Annotated in this window: 12 protein-coding genes; 11 read left to right on the forward strand and 1 reads right to left on the reverse strand. The window is 41.8% G+C overall.

The genetic code is table 11. The annotated features are described in order from the left end of the window. Positions 1–100 precede the first annotated feature (100 nt). From L4D76_RS09950 to L4D76_RS09985, 8 genes are all read left to right on the forward strand, one after another. Entirely contained in the window at positions 101–1,555 is a 1,455-nt protein-coding gene (locus L4D76_RS09950) for a family 43 glycosylhydrolase (protein WP_428440752.1), read from the forward strand. Positions 1,556–2,274: 719 nt separating this feature from the next. Continuing rightward, the gene (gene galE, locus L4D76_RS09955) at positions 2,275–3,324 is read left to right on the forward strand and encodes a UDP-glucose 4-epimerase GalE (RefSeq protein ID WP_428440753.1); all 1,050 of its coding nucleotides are present in this window, start codon (positions 2,275–2,277) and stop codon (positions 3,322–3,324) included. A gap of 12 nt (positions 3,325–3,336) precedes the next feature. Next, entirely contained in the window at positions 3,337–4,401 is a 1,065-nt protein-coding gene (locus L4D76_RS09960; protein ID WP_428440754.1) for a UDP-glucose--hexose-1-phosphate uridylyltransferase, read from the forward strand. Positions 4,402–4,409: 8 nt separating this feature from the next. After that, positions 4,410–5,594, forward strand: coding sequence for a galactokinase (galK, locus tag L4D76_RS09965; RefSeq protein ID WP_428440755.1), 1,185 nt, complete (start codon positions 4,410–4,412; stop codon positions 5,592–5,594). A gap of 19 nt (positions 5,595–5,613) precedes the next feature. Then, the gene (galM, locus tag L4D76_RS09970; RefSeq protein WP_428440756.1) at positions 5,614–6,681 is read left to right on the forward strand and encodes a galactose-1-epimerase; all 1,068 of its coding nucleotides are present in this window, start codon (positions 5,614–5,616) and stop codon (positions 6,679–6,681) included. Positions 6,682–6,888: 207 nt separating this feature from the next. Beyond that, a complete protein-coding gene (locus tag L4D76_RS09975; protein ID WP_428440757.1) occupies positions 6,889–7,272 on the forward strand; it encodes a DUF2799 domain-containing protein in 384 nt (127 codons plus the stop codon). Positions 7,273–7,696: 424 nt separating this feature from the next. After that, positions 7,697–9,565 carry a putative nucleotidyltransferase substrate binding domain-containing protein gene (locus L4D76_RS09980; protein ID WP_428440758.1) on the forward strand — a complete coding sequence of 623 codons (1,869 nt, stop codon included), beginning with the start codon at positions 7,697–7,699 and terminating at the stop codon, positions 9,563–9,565. Next, positions 9,565–10,287 (forward strand): 3'-5' exonuclease, encoded by a 723-nt coding sequence (locus L4D76_RS09985; RefSeq protein WP_428440759.1) that lies wholly within the window; start codon positions 9,565–9,567, stop codon positions 10,285–10,287. Before L4D76_RS09980 ends, L4D76_RS09985 begins: the two co-directional genes overlap by 1 nt. A gap of 424 nt (positions 10,288–10,711) precedes the next feature. Here the strand turns inward: L4D76_RS09985 and L4D76_RS09990 are convergent, their stop codons facing one another. Beyond that, positions 10,712–11,626 carry a LysR family transcriptional regulator gene (locus L4D76_RS09990; RefSeq protein WP_428440760.1) on the reverse strand — a complete coding sequence of 305 codons (915 nt, stop codon included), beginning with the start codon at positions 11,624–11,626 and terminating at the stop codon, positions 10,712–10,714. A gap of 138 nt (positions 11,627–11,764) precedes the next feature. On the opposite strand from L4D76_RS09990, the gene L4D76_RS09995 reads away from it, so the two are divergent. The 3 genes from L4D76_RS09995 (at position 11,765) to L4D76_RS10005 (ending at position 16,441) form a co-directional block, all read left to right on the forward strand. After that, positions 11,765–13,588: a solute:sodium symporter family transporter gene (locus L4D76_RS09995; protein WP_428440761.1), complete on the forward strand. Its 1,824-nt coding sequence runs from the start codon at positions 11,765–11,767 to the stop codon at positions 13,586–13,588. Then, complete coding sequence (locus L4D76_RS10000; protein WP_428440762.1) at positions 13,588–15,036, forward strand: sulfatase; 1,449 nt, start codon at positions 13,588–13,590, stop codon at positions 15,034–15,036. The genes L4D76_RS09995 and L4D76_RS10000 overlap by 1 nt, the downstream gene beginning before the upstream one ends. A 91-nt stretch (positions 15,037–15,127) precedes the next feature. Next, a complete protein-coding gene (locus L4D76_RS10005) occupies positions 15,128–16,441 on the forward strand; it encodes an anaerobic sulfatase maturase (RefSeq protein WP_428440763.1) in 1,314 nt (437 codons plus the stop codon). The last annotated feature ends 510 nt before the right edge of the window (positions 16,442–16,951 follow it).

Raw genomic sequence — 16,951 nt, forward strand, 5'->3', positions numbered from 1 at the left:
GCTTGGGCATGCCCGTTGTAGGCCATTTCACTATTTACAATAAACATATACCTCAAACACGTGTCACGTATATAAAATTAGTTAAAAGGAGCATAGCAAGATGGATAGTAACAAAACTAAAACATTACTTACGCTTACCATAGGTGCATTATTATCAGCACCGGCTTTAGCTACAATTCCGAGCATCGAGTCAGACACTGACTGGTTTGACACATCGGGAAACCTGATAGAGGCTCATGGCGGCCATATGTTTGAAAATGAGGGGACCTATTATTGGGTAGGGCAGGATCGCTCCCATAATAGCAACCTGTTTAAAGGCCTGAATTGTTACTCTTCAACCAACCTAGCTGACTGGAAATTTGAAAACAGCATTCTGACTCCAGAGAAAAACCCGGAGCTGGATGCCGATAAAATCGTTGCGCGTCCCAAGGTTGTCTTCAACCAGCTTACCAATTCCTTCGTTATGTGGTTTAAATATCGTGATCCTACGGGTGTTGCCCCTAACATGAAAGCAGGAGTTGCCAGCAGTACCAGCCCTTGTGGTAATTATAATGTGGAGCGTACTTTCTATCCGGAAATTGATGGCGTTCAGCATTATACCGGTGACACAACTATGTTGGTCGATACCGATGGAGAGGGTTACTATGTCGTATCCTCTATTGGCGAACTTGAGAATGGGGTGCCGGGAACGGTGGTTGGAGGCGAGAATTTACGCCGTCTGAAAGTCTTTAAATTAACGCCTGATTTCAGAGATGTGGAAGAATTTCTCTATGATTTCCCGGTAGAGGTAGATAAAAAATCCAGAAGAGAAGGCCCCGCTTTAATGAAGACGGGCGATACCTATGTATTGTTATCTTCAGGGACTACCAGCTGGAATACCAATCAGCAGAAGTACTCAACGGCACCGTCAATGTCAGGTCCCTGGAGTGAATGGAAAAATATTGGTGATGAGGTAGGTTTTGGTTCTCAAACCGCATTCATTATTCCGGTCAATGGCAGCAATGAGGCCACTTTTATTTATGCTGCTGATAGTAATAAAGGTAACGTTTTGGTCGATTCTCGTTATGTATGGTTGCCGATCAAGCAAAATAATGGTGAATTGAAGCTGGATTGGATGGCAAGCTGGGGCATAAGCGAAGCTACCGGAGAGTGGTACCCTTCGCTAGATGCGTCGTTACCAACAAATACGCTTTTTGGTACCGCTATAATAGACAGTTGTCCCTCGGTATCGAGCGGCTTTACGGTCAACAAACTAGGTACCGGTGGCAACAATAATGGCAGTCTACAAATTAATAATCTTTATGTCCCTCGTGCTGGAGACTATCAATTAGATGTGAGTTACTTCAGTTCCGAGGATCGTGAAGCAGATATTAGTATTAATGGTGAATACCAAAGTCGAAGCACTTTTTCTGCCAGCGGTGCTTGGTGTTATGACGGTGGAGTACCAGCCACAAAAACGATTACGGTTAATCTGAATCAAGGTGATAATTCCATTACTTTTTCTAACAGCGCAGGAAATGCGCCTGTTTTAGATAAGGTGACTTTACTTCCTTAGTCAGTAAAAAAGTTCTGATTATTCACGGAACGATGGGAACTGGAAAAAGAAAGCGACAGCAACTTGATGCCAGTGTCTAACAAAGACTGTTTACTGATCATGCGCTTACATGGGTTGAGTGAAGTGATTCAAAGTGGTGAATATATAATGCCTGGAGCAACGTTATACCAAACGGCTGACACAGATCTGATTGGATCAGATAATTGTTCAGTTTGATATTAATCTCTAACAGTTAATAAATCAGACCGAAAATAAGGGGAATATTTATTCCCCTTATTATTACTTGATTACCACCGAAACTCAGCTTGATTGAAGCTAAAAAGACGCATGTTTAACATGTTGATTTTGTATTGAAAATGCAAACGGCTCATCTTATTTTTAACTAACCGACCTAAAGTTTAGTTTTGGGTGGAATATACCATCTAATTAGCTAGATAGTGAGCTTATCAAATCCAAGTTAAACGTTTACACTCATTCTTTCATTAAAAGTACCTTTCTTGTGTTACTTTTCTGGTTTTTGACCGTTATCCCCTTTAATTTGCCATAAATACTAGTGATTTGCTGGTGGTAACGTTTACACCGATATGATCTTGATCATAAATATAGATCGAGCTTGGTTGTTACACTTTTGACCATTCAGAAACGGTCTCTGTTTGATAGTGGATTTAGCTATCAATCAATAGATAACCAAGATTGTGAAAGATGCAGGGAGAGGGATAGTGAAGGTATTAGTCACTGGTGGAATGGGGTATATCGGCAGTCACACTTGTGTGCAAATGATCGAAGCCGGATTAGAGCCCATCATTCTGGATAATCTATCAAACAGTAAACAGGCAGTACTAAAACGCATTTTTGCATTAACTGGTGTGACACCGGAGTTTTATCTGGGGGATATTCGCGATCGGGTGGTGTTGAATAAAATTTTCCGTGAGCATGATATTAGCTCGGTGATTCATTTTGCTGGCCTGAAAGCGGTTGGTGAATCAGTTCTAAAACCGCTTGAATATTATGACAATAACGTGCACGGGACCTTGATGCTCACCGAAATTATGAAACAGGCCGGTGTGAAAAGCCTAGTGTTCAGTTCCTCAGCGACAGTGTACGGCGATCCGAAACAAGTGCCTATCAGTGAAACAACGCCTACAGGCCAGGTGACCAATCCCTACGGTCGCAGTAAGCACATGGTTGAAGAGTGCTTACGTGATATTCAGTACGCTGATCCTGAATGGAGCATCACACTGCTGCGTTATTTCAACCCTGTGGGGGCCCACCCATCCGGCACTATGGGAGAAGATCCACAAGGTATTCCTAATAACCTGATGCCATTTATTGCTCAGGTAGCGGTTGGCCGTCGTGAGTCTTTATCTGTGTATGGTAATGATTACCCTACTCCGGATGGCACTGGTATTCGTGACTATATCCATGTAACAGATTTAGCGGATGGCCATATTGCGGCTTTAAGCGCAGTGGGACAAAAATCAGGATTACACATTTATAACCTTGGGACTGGACAGGGTAGCAGTGTATTGGAAATGGTTGATGCATTCAGTCAGGCATGTGGCCATAAGATCCCTTATCAAGTCTGTGCCCGTCGTGCCGGTGATATTGCGAAATGCTGGGCCAGTACCGACAAGGCGAATAAAGACCTTAACTGGCAAGCCCATCGTACTATCGCTGAAATGGCACAAGATACCTGGCGCTGGCAGTCAAACAATCCTCAGGGTTATCCCGACGAAAAAGTCGAACCTCTTTACCTTTATGATATTTAAGGCAAGCTGACTATGTCTGATACAAATATGCAAGATTTTGATGCTGTTGAACATCCGCATCGTCGATATAACCCGTTAACCGGGCAATGGGTACTGGTTTCTCCTCATCGCGCAAAACGTCCTTGGCAAGGTCAGGATGAACCTGTCGATACTGAAGTCGCACCAAGCTATGACAGTAAGTGCTTCTTATGTCCGACAAACACCCGGATTTCAGGTGATAAAAACCCTGACTATACCGGCACTTATGTGTTTACCAATGATTTTGCCGCACTGACGACGGATACCCCTGAAGCGCCGGAGTCTGGCAATCCCTTATTTCGCTGTGAAAGTGCCCGAGGGTTAAGCCGGGTGATCTGTTTTTCGCCAGATCACAGTAAAACCTTACCTGAGCTATCGCCGTCTAGCATTCGTGGTGTGGTAGATACCTGGAATGAGCAAGTCGAAGAGCTAGGTAAGGACTATGTTTGGGTCCAGGCCTTCGAGAATAAAGGGGCGATCATGGGGTGCTCGCAACCCCATCCACATGGTCAAATTTGGGCCAATAGCTTCCTGCCCAATGAAATCGCGCGTAAAGATGACAATCTAAAAGCCTACTTCCAACAACACGGCAGTAATTTGCTGGTGGATTATGTGAACAGCGAACTGAAAGACGGCTCGCGCATTGTGGTAGAAACCGAGTACTGGGTTGCAGTCGTGCCTTATTGGGCGGCATGGCCGTTTGAAACAATGCTACTACCTAAAACACATATCCGCCGCTTGAATGATCTGACAGGCGAGCAACGCGATGATTTGGCGCTGGCTCTTAAGAAACTGACTAGCCGTTATGACAACCTGTTTAAGTGTTCATTCCCATATTCCATGGGCTGGCATTATGCGCCTTTCTTTAAGGAAGTTGAAACTGACATTGACCACTGGCAACTGCATGCATTGTTCTACCCGCCACTGCTGCGCTCAGCTACTGTGCGTAAGTTTATGGTGGGCTACGAAATGCTAGCGGAAACTCAACGAGATTTAACGGCGGAACAAGCAGCCGAAAAATTACGTGCCGTCAGTGACATCCATTATCGTGAGCAGTGAGAAAGATTATGACTAATACTACAAATTTAACCGAAACTGTCAGTTGTGTATTTGAGCAGGTTTTGGGGTATTCCGCCACTCATCTGATTCAGGCTCCGGGACGCGTCAATCTGATTGGTGAGCATACCGATTATAACGATGGTTTTGTTTTGCCTTGTGCTATCAATTACCAGGCAGTAGTGGCGGCAGCACCTCGACAGGATCAGATTGTACGTGTTGTGTCGGTGGACTATAGCAATGAAATTGATGAATTTAATCTGGAACAGGAGATTGAATTCAATCAAAACTGTATGTGGACTAATTATGTTCGTGGCGTCGTAAAATGTTTGCTTGAGCGAGGTTATGAGTTTGCGGGTGCCGATATTGTTGTCAGCGGCAATGTTCCACAGGGTGCAGGTTTAAGCTCATCCGCAGCATTGGAAGTGGTTATTGGTCAAACTTTCAAGGCGTTGTACGATCTGCCAATTTCACAGCAAGAGATCGCCCTCAATGGCCAGCAGGCAGAAAACCAATTTGTCGGTTGCAATTGCGGCATTATGGATCAGCTGATTTCTGCTGAAGGCAAGCAAAACCATGCCCTGCTGATTGACTGCCGTTCTCTGGATACGCGTGCGGTGCCTATGCCTGCTGATATGGCAGTCGTGATCATCAACTCAAATAAAAAACGTGGTCTGGTCGACAGTGAATACAATACCCGTCGCCAGCAATGTGAAGAAGCGGCACGTATTTTAGGGGTGAAAGCATTGCGTGATGTCACCATCGCACAGTTTAATCAGCGTGAGAATGAGTTGGATGAAGTGGTTGCCAAACGTGCACGCCATGTGATCACGGAAAATGCCCGTACTGAGCAGGCAGCATTGGCATTAAGTACCAGTGATATGGCGAAAATGGCTCAGCTGATGGCACAGTCTCATGCCTCGATGCGAGATGATTTTGAGATCACCGTCAGAGAAGTTGACACCTTGGTGGATATCGTTAAAGAACAGGTGGGTGAGCTGGGCGGTGTACGTATGACTGGCGGCGGCTTTGGTGGATGCATCGTAGCTATCATGCCTCCATCCTTAGTTGATGGTGTGAAAGCGGCAGTTGAAGCACAGTATCAGGCAGCGACTGGCCTGAAAGAGTCGATTTACGTCTGTAAAGCAATGGCGGGTGCCGGAGTGGTAAAGGCTCTGGAAACGGCAGAAGCCTAAGCTTTATGAGGTGTTGACCATGGCGATAGAACAAAGCTTTAAGGAAACCATGACGGAAGAGGCGGCCTACGACGGCCGTCCAGCCAAGCTGTTTACCCTTTCCAATACACAAGGTACAACAGTAACATTGATGGATATCGGGGCAACCTGGTTGAGCTGTCAGGTGGTGGTAGAGGGTAAGGCGAGGGAAGTACTGCTGGGTGTTCGCTCAATGGTACAGCATCAACAGCAGTCAGCGTATCTTGGGGCGACTGTTGGTCGTTATGCGAATCGCATTAAGGCCGGGAAGTTCAGTTATCAGGGACAAAGCTATCAGCTATTAACCAATGAGGCTGGTAACTGTCTGCATGGTGGTCCGAAGGGTTTTGACCAATGTCGTTGGCAAGTTGAGCAATCTGATCCGCAAAGGCTGGTGTTTTTACTGCAATCAGAAGATGGGAACCAAGGTTTCCCTGGTAACCTCATTACTCGGGTTAGCTATGAATTGTCAGATGATAATGAGGTCGCTATTAGCTATAGCGCCATGATTGATAAACCTTGTCCGGTTAATTTAACCAATCACGCGTACTTTAATTTGATGGGGGCAGAAGCAGGGCATGATTGCCTAGAGCATAAGTTATTTATTAATGCTGCTTACTACCTGCCAACCGATGACAAGGGTATTCCGCTCGGAGAGTTGAAACCTGTTGCCAATACAGGTTTTGATTTTACAAAAATTAAAACTATCGGCCGGGATTTCATGGTGGATGATGATCAAAAACGGGTATCCGGTTATGACCATTCTTTCTTGCTGGGTAACGATTGCCAAGGTGGTGAAGCCATTGCTGCCAAGGTGGTTTCGCCTGATGGCAAACTCATACTGGAAGTTGCTACCACAAAGCCGGCAGTGCAACTCTATACAGGGAATTTTCTCGCAGGTTGTCCCAATCGTTCTGGTAATGAATATGCAGGCTTAGCAGGCTTTGCTCTCGAAACTCAGTTTCTACCGGATTCGCCAAATAACCCTGAATGGCCTCAGCCATCATGTATTTTACAACAGGAACAAAGCTATCAGCACTGCACAATTTATAGACTAATTCTGGCTTAGATTAGTTAATCTAGGTATATTTGATCGATAAAATCAAAAAGCCCCTGCTGCATCAGTAGGGGCTTTTTCCATTTTTTTGTCTTAACTTCTGGAATTATATCCTTACGTACCTGTTTTACAGGGGTTTACACTGTTTTACACAGAACGAGCTATCTTATTAGTACCCCTCAGCATATTCCACGTTGAGGCATGTTTAGTGAGGTAAATATGAAAATCGTAATTTGTATACTTGCAGGTTTGTTGCTGATGGGCTGCTCTGGCCTACCCAGTCAGGTAGAACTTGCACAGAACAATGAATGGCAGCAAATTGGAATTCTTGACGGACAGGCAGGAAATTACCAAAAAGCCAAGCCGGAATTGACAAAGTTAAATGCGTTATCAAAAGCGGCTTATGAAGAATATAAGCAGGGCTATTTTAAAGGAATAGAACAATTCTGCCAGCCAGCTGAATCATATCAACGAGGAATGGATGGCCTCATGTATAACGGGCAGTGTGCTAATACCCAGCAAGAAGATATAACCGTTCAGCAGTGGAACGAGGGTTATGAATACTATGTGCTAGATAGTGCATTTGTCTTTAATGATGATTGAGATAACTGTGATTTTGACAAACGGCTTTCAGTGTTCACTCAGAGCCGTTTTTTTGTTTTCTAATTATTGGTTTTACAAACAGGACTACAAAATCAACTGGTAATAACTGTCACAATATGATCCTTATCATAATTAATTAGTGTCAACGTAATTTAAAATAATAATTATGCTTCATTTAGTTAAGGCGGAAAGTGAAATTGGCGTTAACCTTCTACAAATATTATTTAATCTGGAATTGGCTTGTTGTCATTATTTTTGGTTAGTAACGCTAGATTTTTATATTCATAATACATTGGAACACTGTTTAAAGTGACCGACTCAGTATTAGCCATTTAACTCGGTAAGATGTTGAGAGCCTAAAAGGTAGGTTCAATACAGTCTATGTTTTAATTTATTTCGTCGATCACAGAGGTAAGTAAGCAAAATGGACAACTCACTTTTACCTAATATCTATGAATTTTTAGCACGGATAGATCCGTTTGATAAACTGCCCGATAACGTACAAAAGCAACTTGCATCCTATATACAAATCTCTTATTTGTCAGTCGGCGAAAAAATTTATGATGGTCAAGAAGCGACAGAGCGTTTTCTTTATATTGTTAGAGTGGGGGCAATCGAGCAACGAAAGCCTGATGGTAGCTTACGAGCAAGGTTAGGTTCAGGGGATCTATTTGGTTTTACTTGGCTACAAGCTGATGATGAAGCTAGGTACTCGGCATACGCAGTAGAGAACACATTACTCTACACAATCCCAAATATGAAATTACAACAACTCTTAGAAGACAATCCTGAATATGCCTCACATTTCAATGCTCATGCGCGTATTCGCTTGAGTAAAGCTGTGAAGGTCGAGTGGTCTCATGAGGAGAAAGGGTTATTCGTAAAAGAAGTAGCGGATGTCGCCAATAACAAGGTAGCTATTGTTCAGTCGGACTGGACAATTCAACAAGCTGCTCGTGAAATGCGCGTAAGGCATCGCTCATCAGCTATTGTCATGGACGATGATAAATTGGTTGGTATTGTCACTGATCGCGATATGACCAAACGGGTAGTTGCTGAGGGGGTAGATCACCAATTACCCGTTATAGATATCATGTCGCCCTCACCTTATACAGTTGGTCCACATGATATTGTGCTCACTGCAGTTGCATTAATGATGCAACATAATATACGAAATGTACCTGTTGTCGCAGATGGCAAAGTGATCGGCATATTATCCGCGACTGACCTTGTACAAAAACACCGGATGCAAGCCGTTTATCTTATTAACAGCATTCGTCATTCTGATAGCATAGATGCATTAGTCGAACTGAAAATGCAACGGCAAGTTATTTTTGAAGCCTTGGTTGAAGGGGGTGTCAGCCCTCACAATACAGGTCATGTAATGACTTTGATTGCCGACGCTTATCAGAACCGAGTTATAGAACTTACACAGGAAAAATTGGGCGATGCCCCCTGTGAATTTGTATGGTTCGTTGCAGGCTCGCAAGCTCGTTATGAGGTGCAAGCAATTTCTGATCAGGATAACGCACTTATTTTACCAGAGGGAGTAACGAGTTCTCAACTGGCGTATTTCAACGAGTTTGCACAAGTTGTTTGTGATGGGCTTGATCGTTGCGGTTATATGTTATGTCCAGGTGACTTTATGGCTAGTAATGCTAAGTGGTGTAAATCTATAGATATCTGGAAAAAATACTATAGTGAGTGGATATTACGCCCTGAACGTGAAGCCTTGTTGAATGCTACTGTATTTTTGGATATACGTTGCGTCTATGGCTCTAAGCCTTTGTTTCAATCATTGCAGCAACATGTGAGTAACTTGGTGGAAGATCATCAACGCTTATTTTCAATCTTAGTTGCAAATTCTTTAAGGATCACTCCACCTCTCGGTATTTTTCGGAATTTTGTACTTATCAAAGAGGGGGAAAACCAAAATAAATTGAATTTAAAAAAGCGAGCAATTAACCCAATCGTTGATTTGGCCAGAGTGTATGGATTAGCTGCAGGACATGTTGAAGGAAGTACGAAAGAACGATTAGAAATTGCCTTAAAGTATGGAACTATTACCGAAGAAACATTTTCCGATGTATATGAAGCTTATCAATTTATATGTTCGATTCGTTTGAAATATCAGTTGAAATCGTTCAAGTCTGGAGAGCAGCCAAATAATCATATTGATCCAAGCTCTTTGAGTCATTTTGAACGTCACCATCTGAAAGACGCATTTAGGATTGTTGCTGAATTACAGGAAGCTGCTCAAATGCATTTTGCTAGCAAGGGGATGTTAAATTAATGATTAAGTGGTTAAAAAGTCATTTGGGCCCTTTAGATAAGATTAAAATTAGCAGAGAAAAGCAAATCAATGAGTCAAGCATTCCTAACATTTTAGCACCAATTTTTGAGCACCAGCTACCCGATAAATATGAAAAGCTTGAAAATTTAACTTATTTAGCTGTTGATATTGAGACGACAGGTTTGAATCCACTCGTCGACAGTATATTAAGCATCGGCTGGGTCGAAGTAGAAAGTATGAAGATTGATCTTCAAACAGCAAAGCACATATATATCAGCGCGTCAGAAAAAGTAAAGCGTGAAACTGCTGTTATTAATCATATAGTACCTGAGACTCTTCATAATGGGGTGTCAATTGATGATGCAATGGAAGAAGTTTTTAAAAATGTAGCGGGAAAGATCTTAATCGCTCATGGGGCCACGATTGAGAAACGATTTATTAATCACTATATAATGACTAAGTTGGGGTTTAATTCTCTGCCATTATTATGGTTGGACACAATGAGGATTGAGCGTTCAATGCTTGCATACCAGCAAAGTGATAAGGATTTAGACGATGTTAGATTAATAACATTACGAGAAAAATATGGTTTACCTGAATACCCATCTCACAATGCTTTGATTGATGCACTAGCAGCCGCAGAGTTATTTTTAGCACAAACAAAAATGGTTTTTGGCCATAATAAAACTGACATAGAATCAATCTTTAAGCGTTCGATATAAGAAGCAGTAAGTATAATCATGATATTTTATTGTTAGCCTTACAGTTGATTGCTTAATAAGTAGTCAGTGCCGTTTATCGCTGTACTCATCGAGAATGGCTTATTGTAATAGCCCTGCATGGCGTATCTGAGTTCTGATGGCCTCTACCTCGGCGGCCATGATGTTGGGTACAATGCCATGAAGGAACCGCTTCATGCTCAATCCAGGATGTAATCGCCTATTTATTCACAAGTGCTTGATTATATTGTTTAAAATCTAACATTCTGTATTTAGGATTTGTTATCGGCTCAGTTCTTTCCGTATAAACAGAAAAACAGATCTGTGAACTTACAATAGCTGAATCTGATTTGTTCAACAAAGCCGTTGCAATTGAGTATTGTCGACTGATCTATAGCCCTCTTTTAGAGGGCTAATTCCAAAGTGCTTACTCTGAAGATGGCTTTTCAGCTCTTTTTAGATGACTATTTGTAATTGATAGTAAACTTCTTGGGCCATGTAATTCCATAATATTCCTTTGATACCAAATGCCGCTATTGAATTGGTGTATTGGTTCGAGGGATTTCAAAGGAAATAATCCTTGTTGCTGCATATAGCCAATGAGCTTGTCTGGTACATACATAAGAAAATTATGATTCTGCATCAGTGTAATAGCTTGAGGTAAAAATGCAGTATGTAAACTTATTTTCGCTGGTTTAGTCCCTTTATTATAAAAGAGTTCATTCACATGCCACACATAATCATCAGATTGCTGATAAATCACCCACTTATTTTCTGATAAAGTTTCTATATCAATATTATCTGATTGATGCAATGGATGTTCTTTTCGGGCAATAACATGGAACTTAACATCGACCAACTTTTCTTTAACTATATATAAATCAGATTTAACATGACAGTCAATGTTGCCTAAAATAACATCAATTTTCCCTTCAATTAACTTAGGCAATAAGCTGCTGACAGGTCCGGCTTTTACTCTAACCTCAGCAAGGGGATGCATACGATAAAATTCAGACAATATGTCTGTTAGGTAGGCTTCAGCCCATAAATTATCTGCTCCAATTCTTAATTTTACTTCTTCTCCTTGCTGTACCGCTTGGATTTCACGTAGAGCATACATATATTCTTTTTCAATACGATTTGCTCTTTTTAGTAATATTTCACCATAGTGGGTTATGGCCATTCCCCTAGGCATGCGCTCGAATAATAACACGCCAAGTTTATCTTCTAATTTTTTAATATTTCTAGTTAGTGCTGGCTGCGTAATGTGAAGCTGCTCACAAGCTGTTGATAAGTTTTTATGTTGTGCAACTGCTTTAAACTGCCGTAGAAGCTTATCCATAGCTCATCTATAACCTTTCAGTATGGCTTTGGGCCAAAAATTCATTTTATCAATTGTAACTTAGAGAACATCATAGTAAACGAACTTACATTAATAATGTGAATGTTAAGCTGCATTTTATTTATAGAGGGAATCTGAATGTTTACCTTACTTACATGTGTCATGTTTATGGCGTTTGTTGCGTATTATTCATGGCGTAAAACGAAGGGGCAGGTATCTACAGCAAGTGGCTACTTTCTCGCCGGAAATGGACTGGGCAGTGTTTTTATTGCAGGTTCGTTATTATTGACAAATATTTCGACAGAACAATTAATTGGACAAAGCGGTCTTACTTATTTTGGTAATTTAACGCCACTGGCTTGGGAAGTTTGGGCTGTACGCGGGATCATCCTACTGGCCTGCCTATTTCTTCCTATGTATTTAGGCGGTGCTTTCGCGACTATCCCTGAATTTTTAAAATCACGCTATGGTGAAGGGACGCGTCGTTTAGTTGTTGGCCTATTGATGTTTGGTTACATTTTTGTCTGGTCACCATCAATTTTGTACGGTGGTTCTCTGGCATTAATGAAAATCCTCAACATTGAGCAGACTTTTGGTTTAAGTCAGGTTAGTGCGCTTTGGATAGTAACCTGGGTCATTGGTATCATTGGTGCGTTTTATGCCGTTGCAGGCGGCTTGCGAGCCGTGGCCATTTCTGACACCTTAAATGGTATAGGTTTGCTTGTGATTGGCTGTCTTGTTCCTGTTTTTGGTCTGATGGCGCTTGGCGATCAAATCGGTGGCAGTATGACGGATGCCCTGCATCATATAGCAACTACCCATACTGAAAAGCTGAATGCGATTGGTACAGGTAATAAAGGTGATGTAATTCCTTTCTCTGCCATATTTACAGGCTTAATGGTGATGGCAACCTTCTATTGGGCTACCAACCAATTTGTAATCCAGCGTGCTCTTGGTGCGGCTAGTCTGAAAGAAGGTCAGAAAGGCCTGTTACTCTCTGGCTTCTTCAAAATGCTGGTTCCTTTTATTGCCATGTTCCCTGGTATTTTGGCATTCCACCTATTTGGTGACGGCTTATCGCCACGAGACATTGCTTACCCGACTTTAGTGCGTGAAACATTGCCTGCACCACTTATGGGTCTGTTTATTGCTGTGCTACTAGGTGCAGTGTTCTCTACCTATAACTCGCTACTTAACTCTGCAGCAACAATGTTTGCGTTAGATATCTATAAGCCTTTTATTGACAAAAATGTAGGTGACACTAAACTTATTTTTGTTTCAAAAGTGTTTGCAATTATTTGCGCTGGTTTCACCCTGTTTGCCGCGCCAATGTTGCTTAATGCACCTGATGGACTATTTGTCTTCCTACAAAAGTTTACCGGCTTTATTGCGATACCAATCGTGAGCTTAGTCTTGATGGGTCTATTCACCGGTAAGCTGCGTATCCCTGGAAGGGCAGCTCAATTTATCATTGTGTTCCATGTTATTACCTATTACCTGTTGGTATGGGGATTAGAGCGTACTTTAGAAATCAAAGTGCCTATCCACTGGATGCATGTGTTTGGCCTGTTATTTGTGATTGAAGTATCGATATTGGTTGTCTGGGCGTTAGTCAAACCATCCAAAGAAGCATTCGTTCATATTCATAAGCCTAAAGTTGAAATGCAACCGTGGCGATATGCGATGCTGACCAGCTCTGTGCTTCTATCTCTTGCAGTACTGTCTTACATCGTATTCTCAAATGTTGGTCTGGCTTATGCGGATGCTGTGGTTTCTCCGATATTTGGCAAAGTAATTCTGATTACTATCGGTGCTTGTATTGGTGTTTCTGTTTGGGCGCATACTAAATTGCAGCCAAAGTATAAGCGATACGTTGTTAGTCGCTATGGTAGCGAAGCAGACAAAAAAGCGCTTGAATCAGAAAAAACACTTGTTAATGCAATTGAGAGTAGTAGTAAATAATGAAAACTATAGACAATACTCAAGTTAAAAAACAACCCAATATTTTATTTATATTACTGGACGATTTAGGTTGGAAAGATCTGAGCTGTTATGGCAGTGATTTTTACGAAACGCCTCGACTAGACTTGCTGGCTCAGCAAGGTATGCGTTTTACTAATGCCTATGCTTCTTGCCCGGTTTGCTCTCCTACGCGGGCCAGTATTATCAGCGGTAAGTCGCCGGCCCGTCTTGGCGTGACACAATGGTTGGGCGGATATTCAGAAGGTAAGTTGGCCCATGTACCCTATGTTGACCATTTATCAACCGAGCACACTTCTATTGCTTCGGTGCTGCGTGACAATGGTTACAGTACTTGGCATGTTGGTAAGTGGCATCTGAGTAAGCATGATGAAACGCGTTCGGAAACCTATCCGGATAAACATGGCTTTGACGTGAATATCGCAGGCTGCGACTGGGGGCATCCATTTAATGGTTACTTTGCTCCCTACGGAATTGAAACCTTAGAAGAGGGAGAGGAAGGTGAATATCTGACAGATCGAATTACAGATGAAGCCATTAATCTGATTCAAGCTGATCAGGAGAAGCCTTGGTTCATGCATCTCTCTCACTATGCGGTGCATACACCCATAGAATGTCATCCACATTTGGTTGAAAAATACAAAGCGAAAGCAGCAAGCCTGGGATTAGATAAAAAAGACCCATTTGTGAAGGGAGAAAGCTTTTCTTGCGCACATTTGAAAGATGACCATGTATTACGTCGTATTATCCAGAGTGATCCGGTTTATGCCGCAATGATGGAAAATCTTGATTGGAATGTTGGTAGGGTATTGGATGCGCTGGAGGCGACAGGCCAGGCTGACAACACCATTGTGGTTTTTTATAGTGATAACGGTGGATTGGCGACGTCAGAAGGCTCTCCTACCTGTAACGCACCGCTAGCTGAAGGTAAGGGTTGGATGTACGAAGGCGGTACGCGCGAGCCACTGCTTGTTCGTTGGCCTGCAGTTATAAAGCCAAATACGTTATGCAGTGAGCCTGTCAGCAGCATGGACTTTTTCCCATTGTTCCTTGAAGCGGCACAGCTTCCGCTAATGCCTGAGCACCATGAGGATGGGGTGAGCTTCATGCCGTTGCTGAAAGGAGACGCGAGCTTTAAACGTGGCCCGCTGTTCTGGCATTACCCGCATTACAGCAACCAAGGCGGAACACCGGGTTGCTCCGTTCGTGAAGGGCAATGGAAACTGATTAAGTTCTTTGAAGATGATCATCTTGAGCTATACAACTTAGATGAGGATGTGTCGGAAGAATGTAATTTAGTTGACCTTCATCCGGAAGTCGCTGATAGGTTACATCAACAACTTCAAGCCTGGCAGCATGATGTAGAAGCTAAGCTTCCCGTATCTAATCCTAACTACGAGTCAATATTTGGATTGACATCGGCTGAGTAAAGCTGACAACAATCTTGATATCAATTTCTCCCTCAGTAATTTCTTTGCTGAGGGGGATATACTCCCCTCTAACAACAAAAATATTAATACTATGGCGAAATCTTCTCTCTCTCATTGTCATGTGATGGCAAAACCAACTGGCTCAGTATGTAATCTTGATTGTAGTTACTGTTTTTATTTGGAAAAAGAAAAACTTTATCCGGGTCGAAATAAGCACTGGATGATGAACGATGAAACGCTTAGTAACTATATCGAGCAGTACATAAAAGCCCAACCGCATCCGGAAGTTGAGTTTGTGTGGCAAGGTGGTGAGCCAACAATGATGGGGCTTGATTTTTTCAAGAAAGTTATTGAGCTTCAACAGACATTCTCTAACGGAAAGAGCATCAGGAACTGTATTCAGACAAATGGGATATTACTGAATGAAGCATGGTGTAAATTTTTAAAAAAACATGAATTTCTAGTTGGAATATCAATTGATGGCCCGGCTGATCTCCATGACCATTATCGTGTAAATCGCAGCGGAAAACCAAGCCATGACAAAGTAGTTAAAGCAATTGAAAAACTTAAAAAATATAAAGTTGAGTTTAACATTTTGACTGTTGTCAATGACTACAATGCAGAGCATCCTGAGCGGGTATACGAATTTTTGTTGTCAACAGGTGCTAAATACTTACAGTTTATTCCTTTGGTTGAACGCTCTTCCAGTGTACCGACAGAAGAGGGACTGTATTTGGTGAGCCCTGAATATAGCAATGTAGCGAATGTTACACCATGGTCAGTAATACCTGAGGCTTATGGTCAATTTCTATGTCGTGTATTCGATCAATGGATCAGGAACGACGTAGGGGAAATCTTTGTACAGATGTTCGATACGACATTGGCGAGCTGGTACGGTATGCCACCAGGTGTTTGTGTGTTTGCAGAAACATGTGGTCACAACTTAGCCCTTGAGTCGAATGGTGACGTGTACAACTGCGATCATTACGTATATCCAGAACATCGTTTGGGTAATATTCATACAGATACCATTCTGGATATGAACAACTCTGAAAAGGCCATCGAATTTGGTTTGGATAAAAAAAGCACGTTGTCCAAAGATTGCAGAGAGTGCCAATACAAGTTTGCATGTCATGGTGGATGCCCCAAACATCGCTTTGCAATTTCAAGCAGTGGAAAAGCGGAGCAGAACTATTTTTGTAAGAGCTATAAGCAATTTTTTAAACATTCAGAAGCGAAAATGAGAACAATGGTTGAACTTATATCCCATCATCGACCTGCATCAGATATTATGCGTCGGTTTGTTCCAAAAGAAATATCAACAAAGAAAAAGATGGTGGCCAGGAATGATAGTTGTCTCTGTGGTAGCGGGAAGAAATATAAAAAATGTTGCATGAACCAATGACAATGCAATTGATTGTTATAAACTAATTGGTTAAATAAATAAGATAGCTTGAATTATACAAAATATCTAGTAAACACTTTGCAAAATCTGTTAGGTGTATTTTTACACGGCTAAAGTAGATGTAAGGTTGTAATGTTATTGCTACCTTGTCGAGGTGATTTATATTCTCCTTGCATTTCCCATTTAAACATGTACCTCAATCGAGATATACATAACTTTGGCATATTAATGTCAATATGCCAGGTGTCTATATCGACGCCTGGTTTTGTGTTTTATGAGCTGAAAGAACACAGCAGAACTTTAGTTTCAATCAAAAGAATTAGAATTTCACGCAAGTATTTATAATTGAGATATGCTTTATTTGATACAAATTACCACCATGTTTTTTAATTCTATTAAATACGGATCAAAAAAGGCTTAATAGACTCTAAGATCAAGAACACCTGAATGATAATCAAGAATATAGTACCAAGCCAATGCAACATGATTAATATAGCTCTGACAATAATC

It is taken from the genome of Photobacterium sagamiensis (assembly GCF_050337085.1).
GTDB classification, from domain to species: Bacteria; Pseudomonadota; Gammaproteobacteria; order Enterobacterales; family Vibrionaceae; genus Photobacterium; species Photobacterium sagamiensis.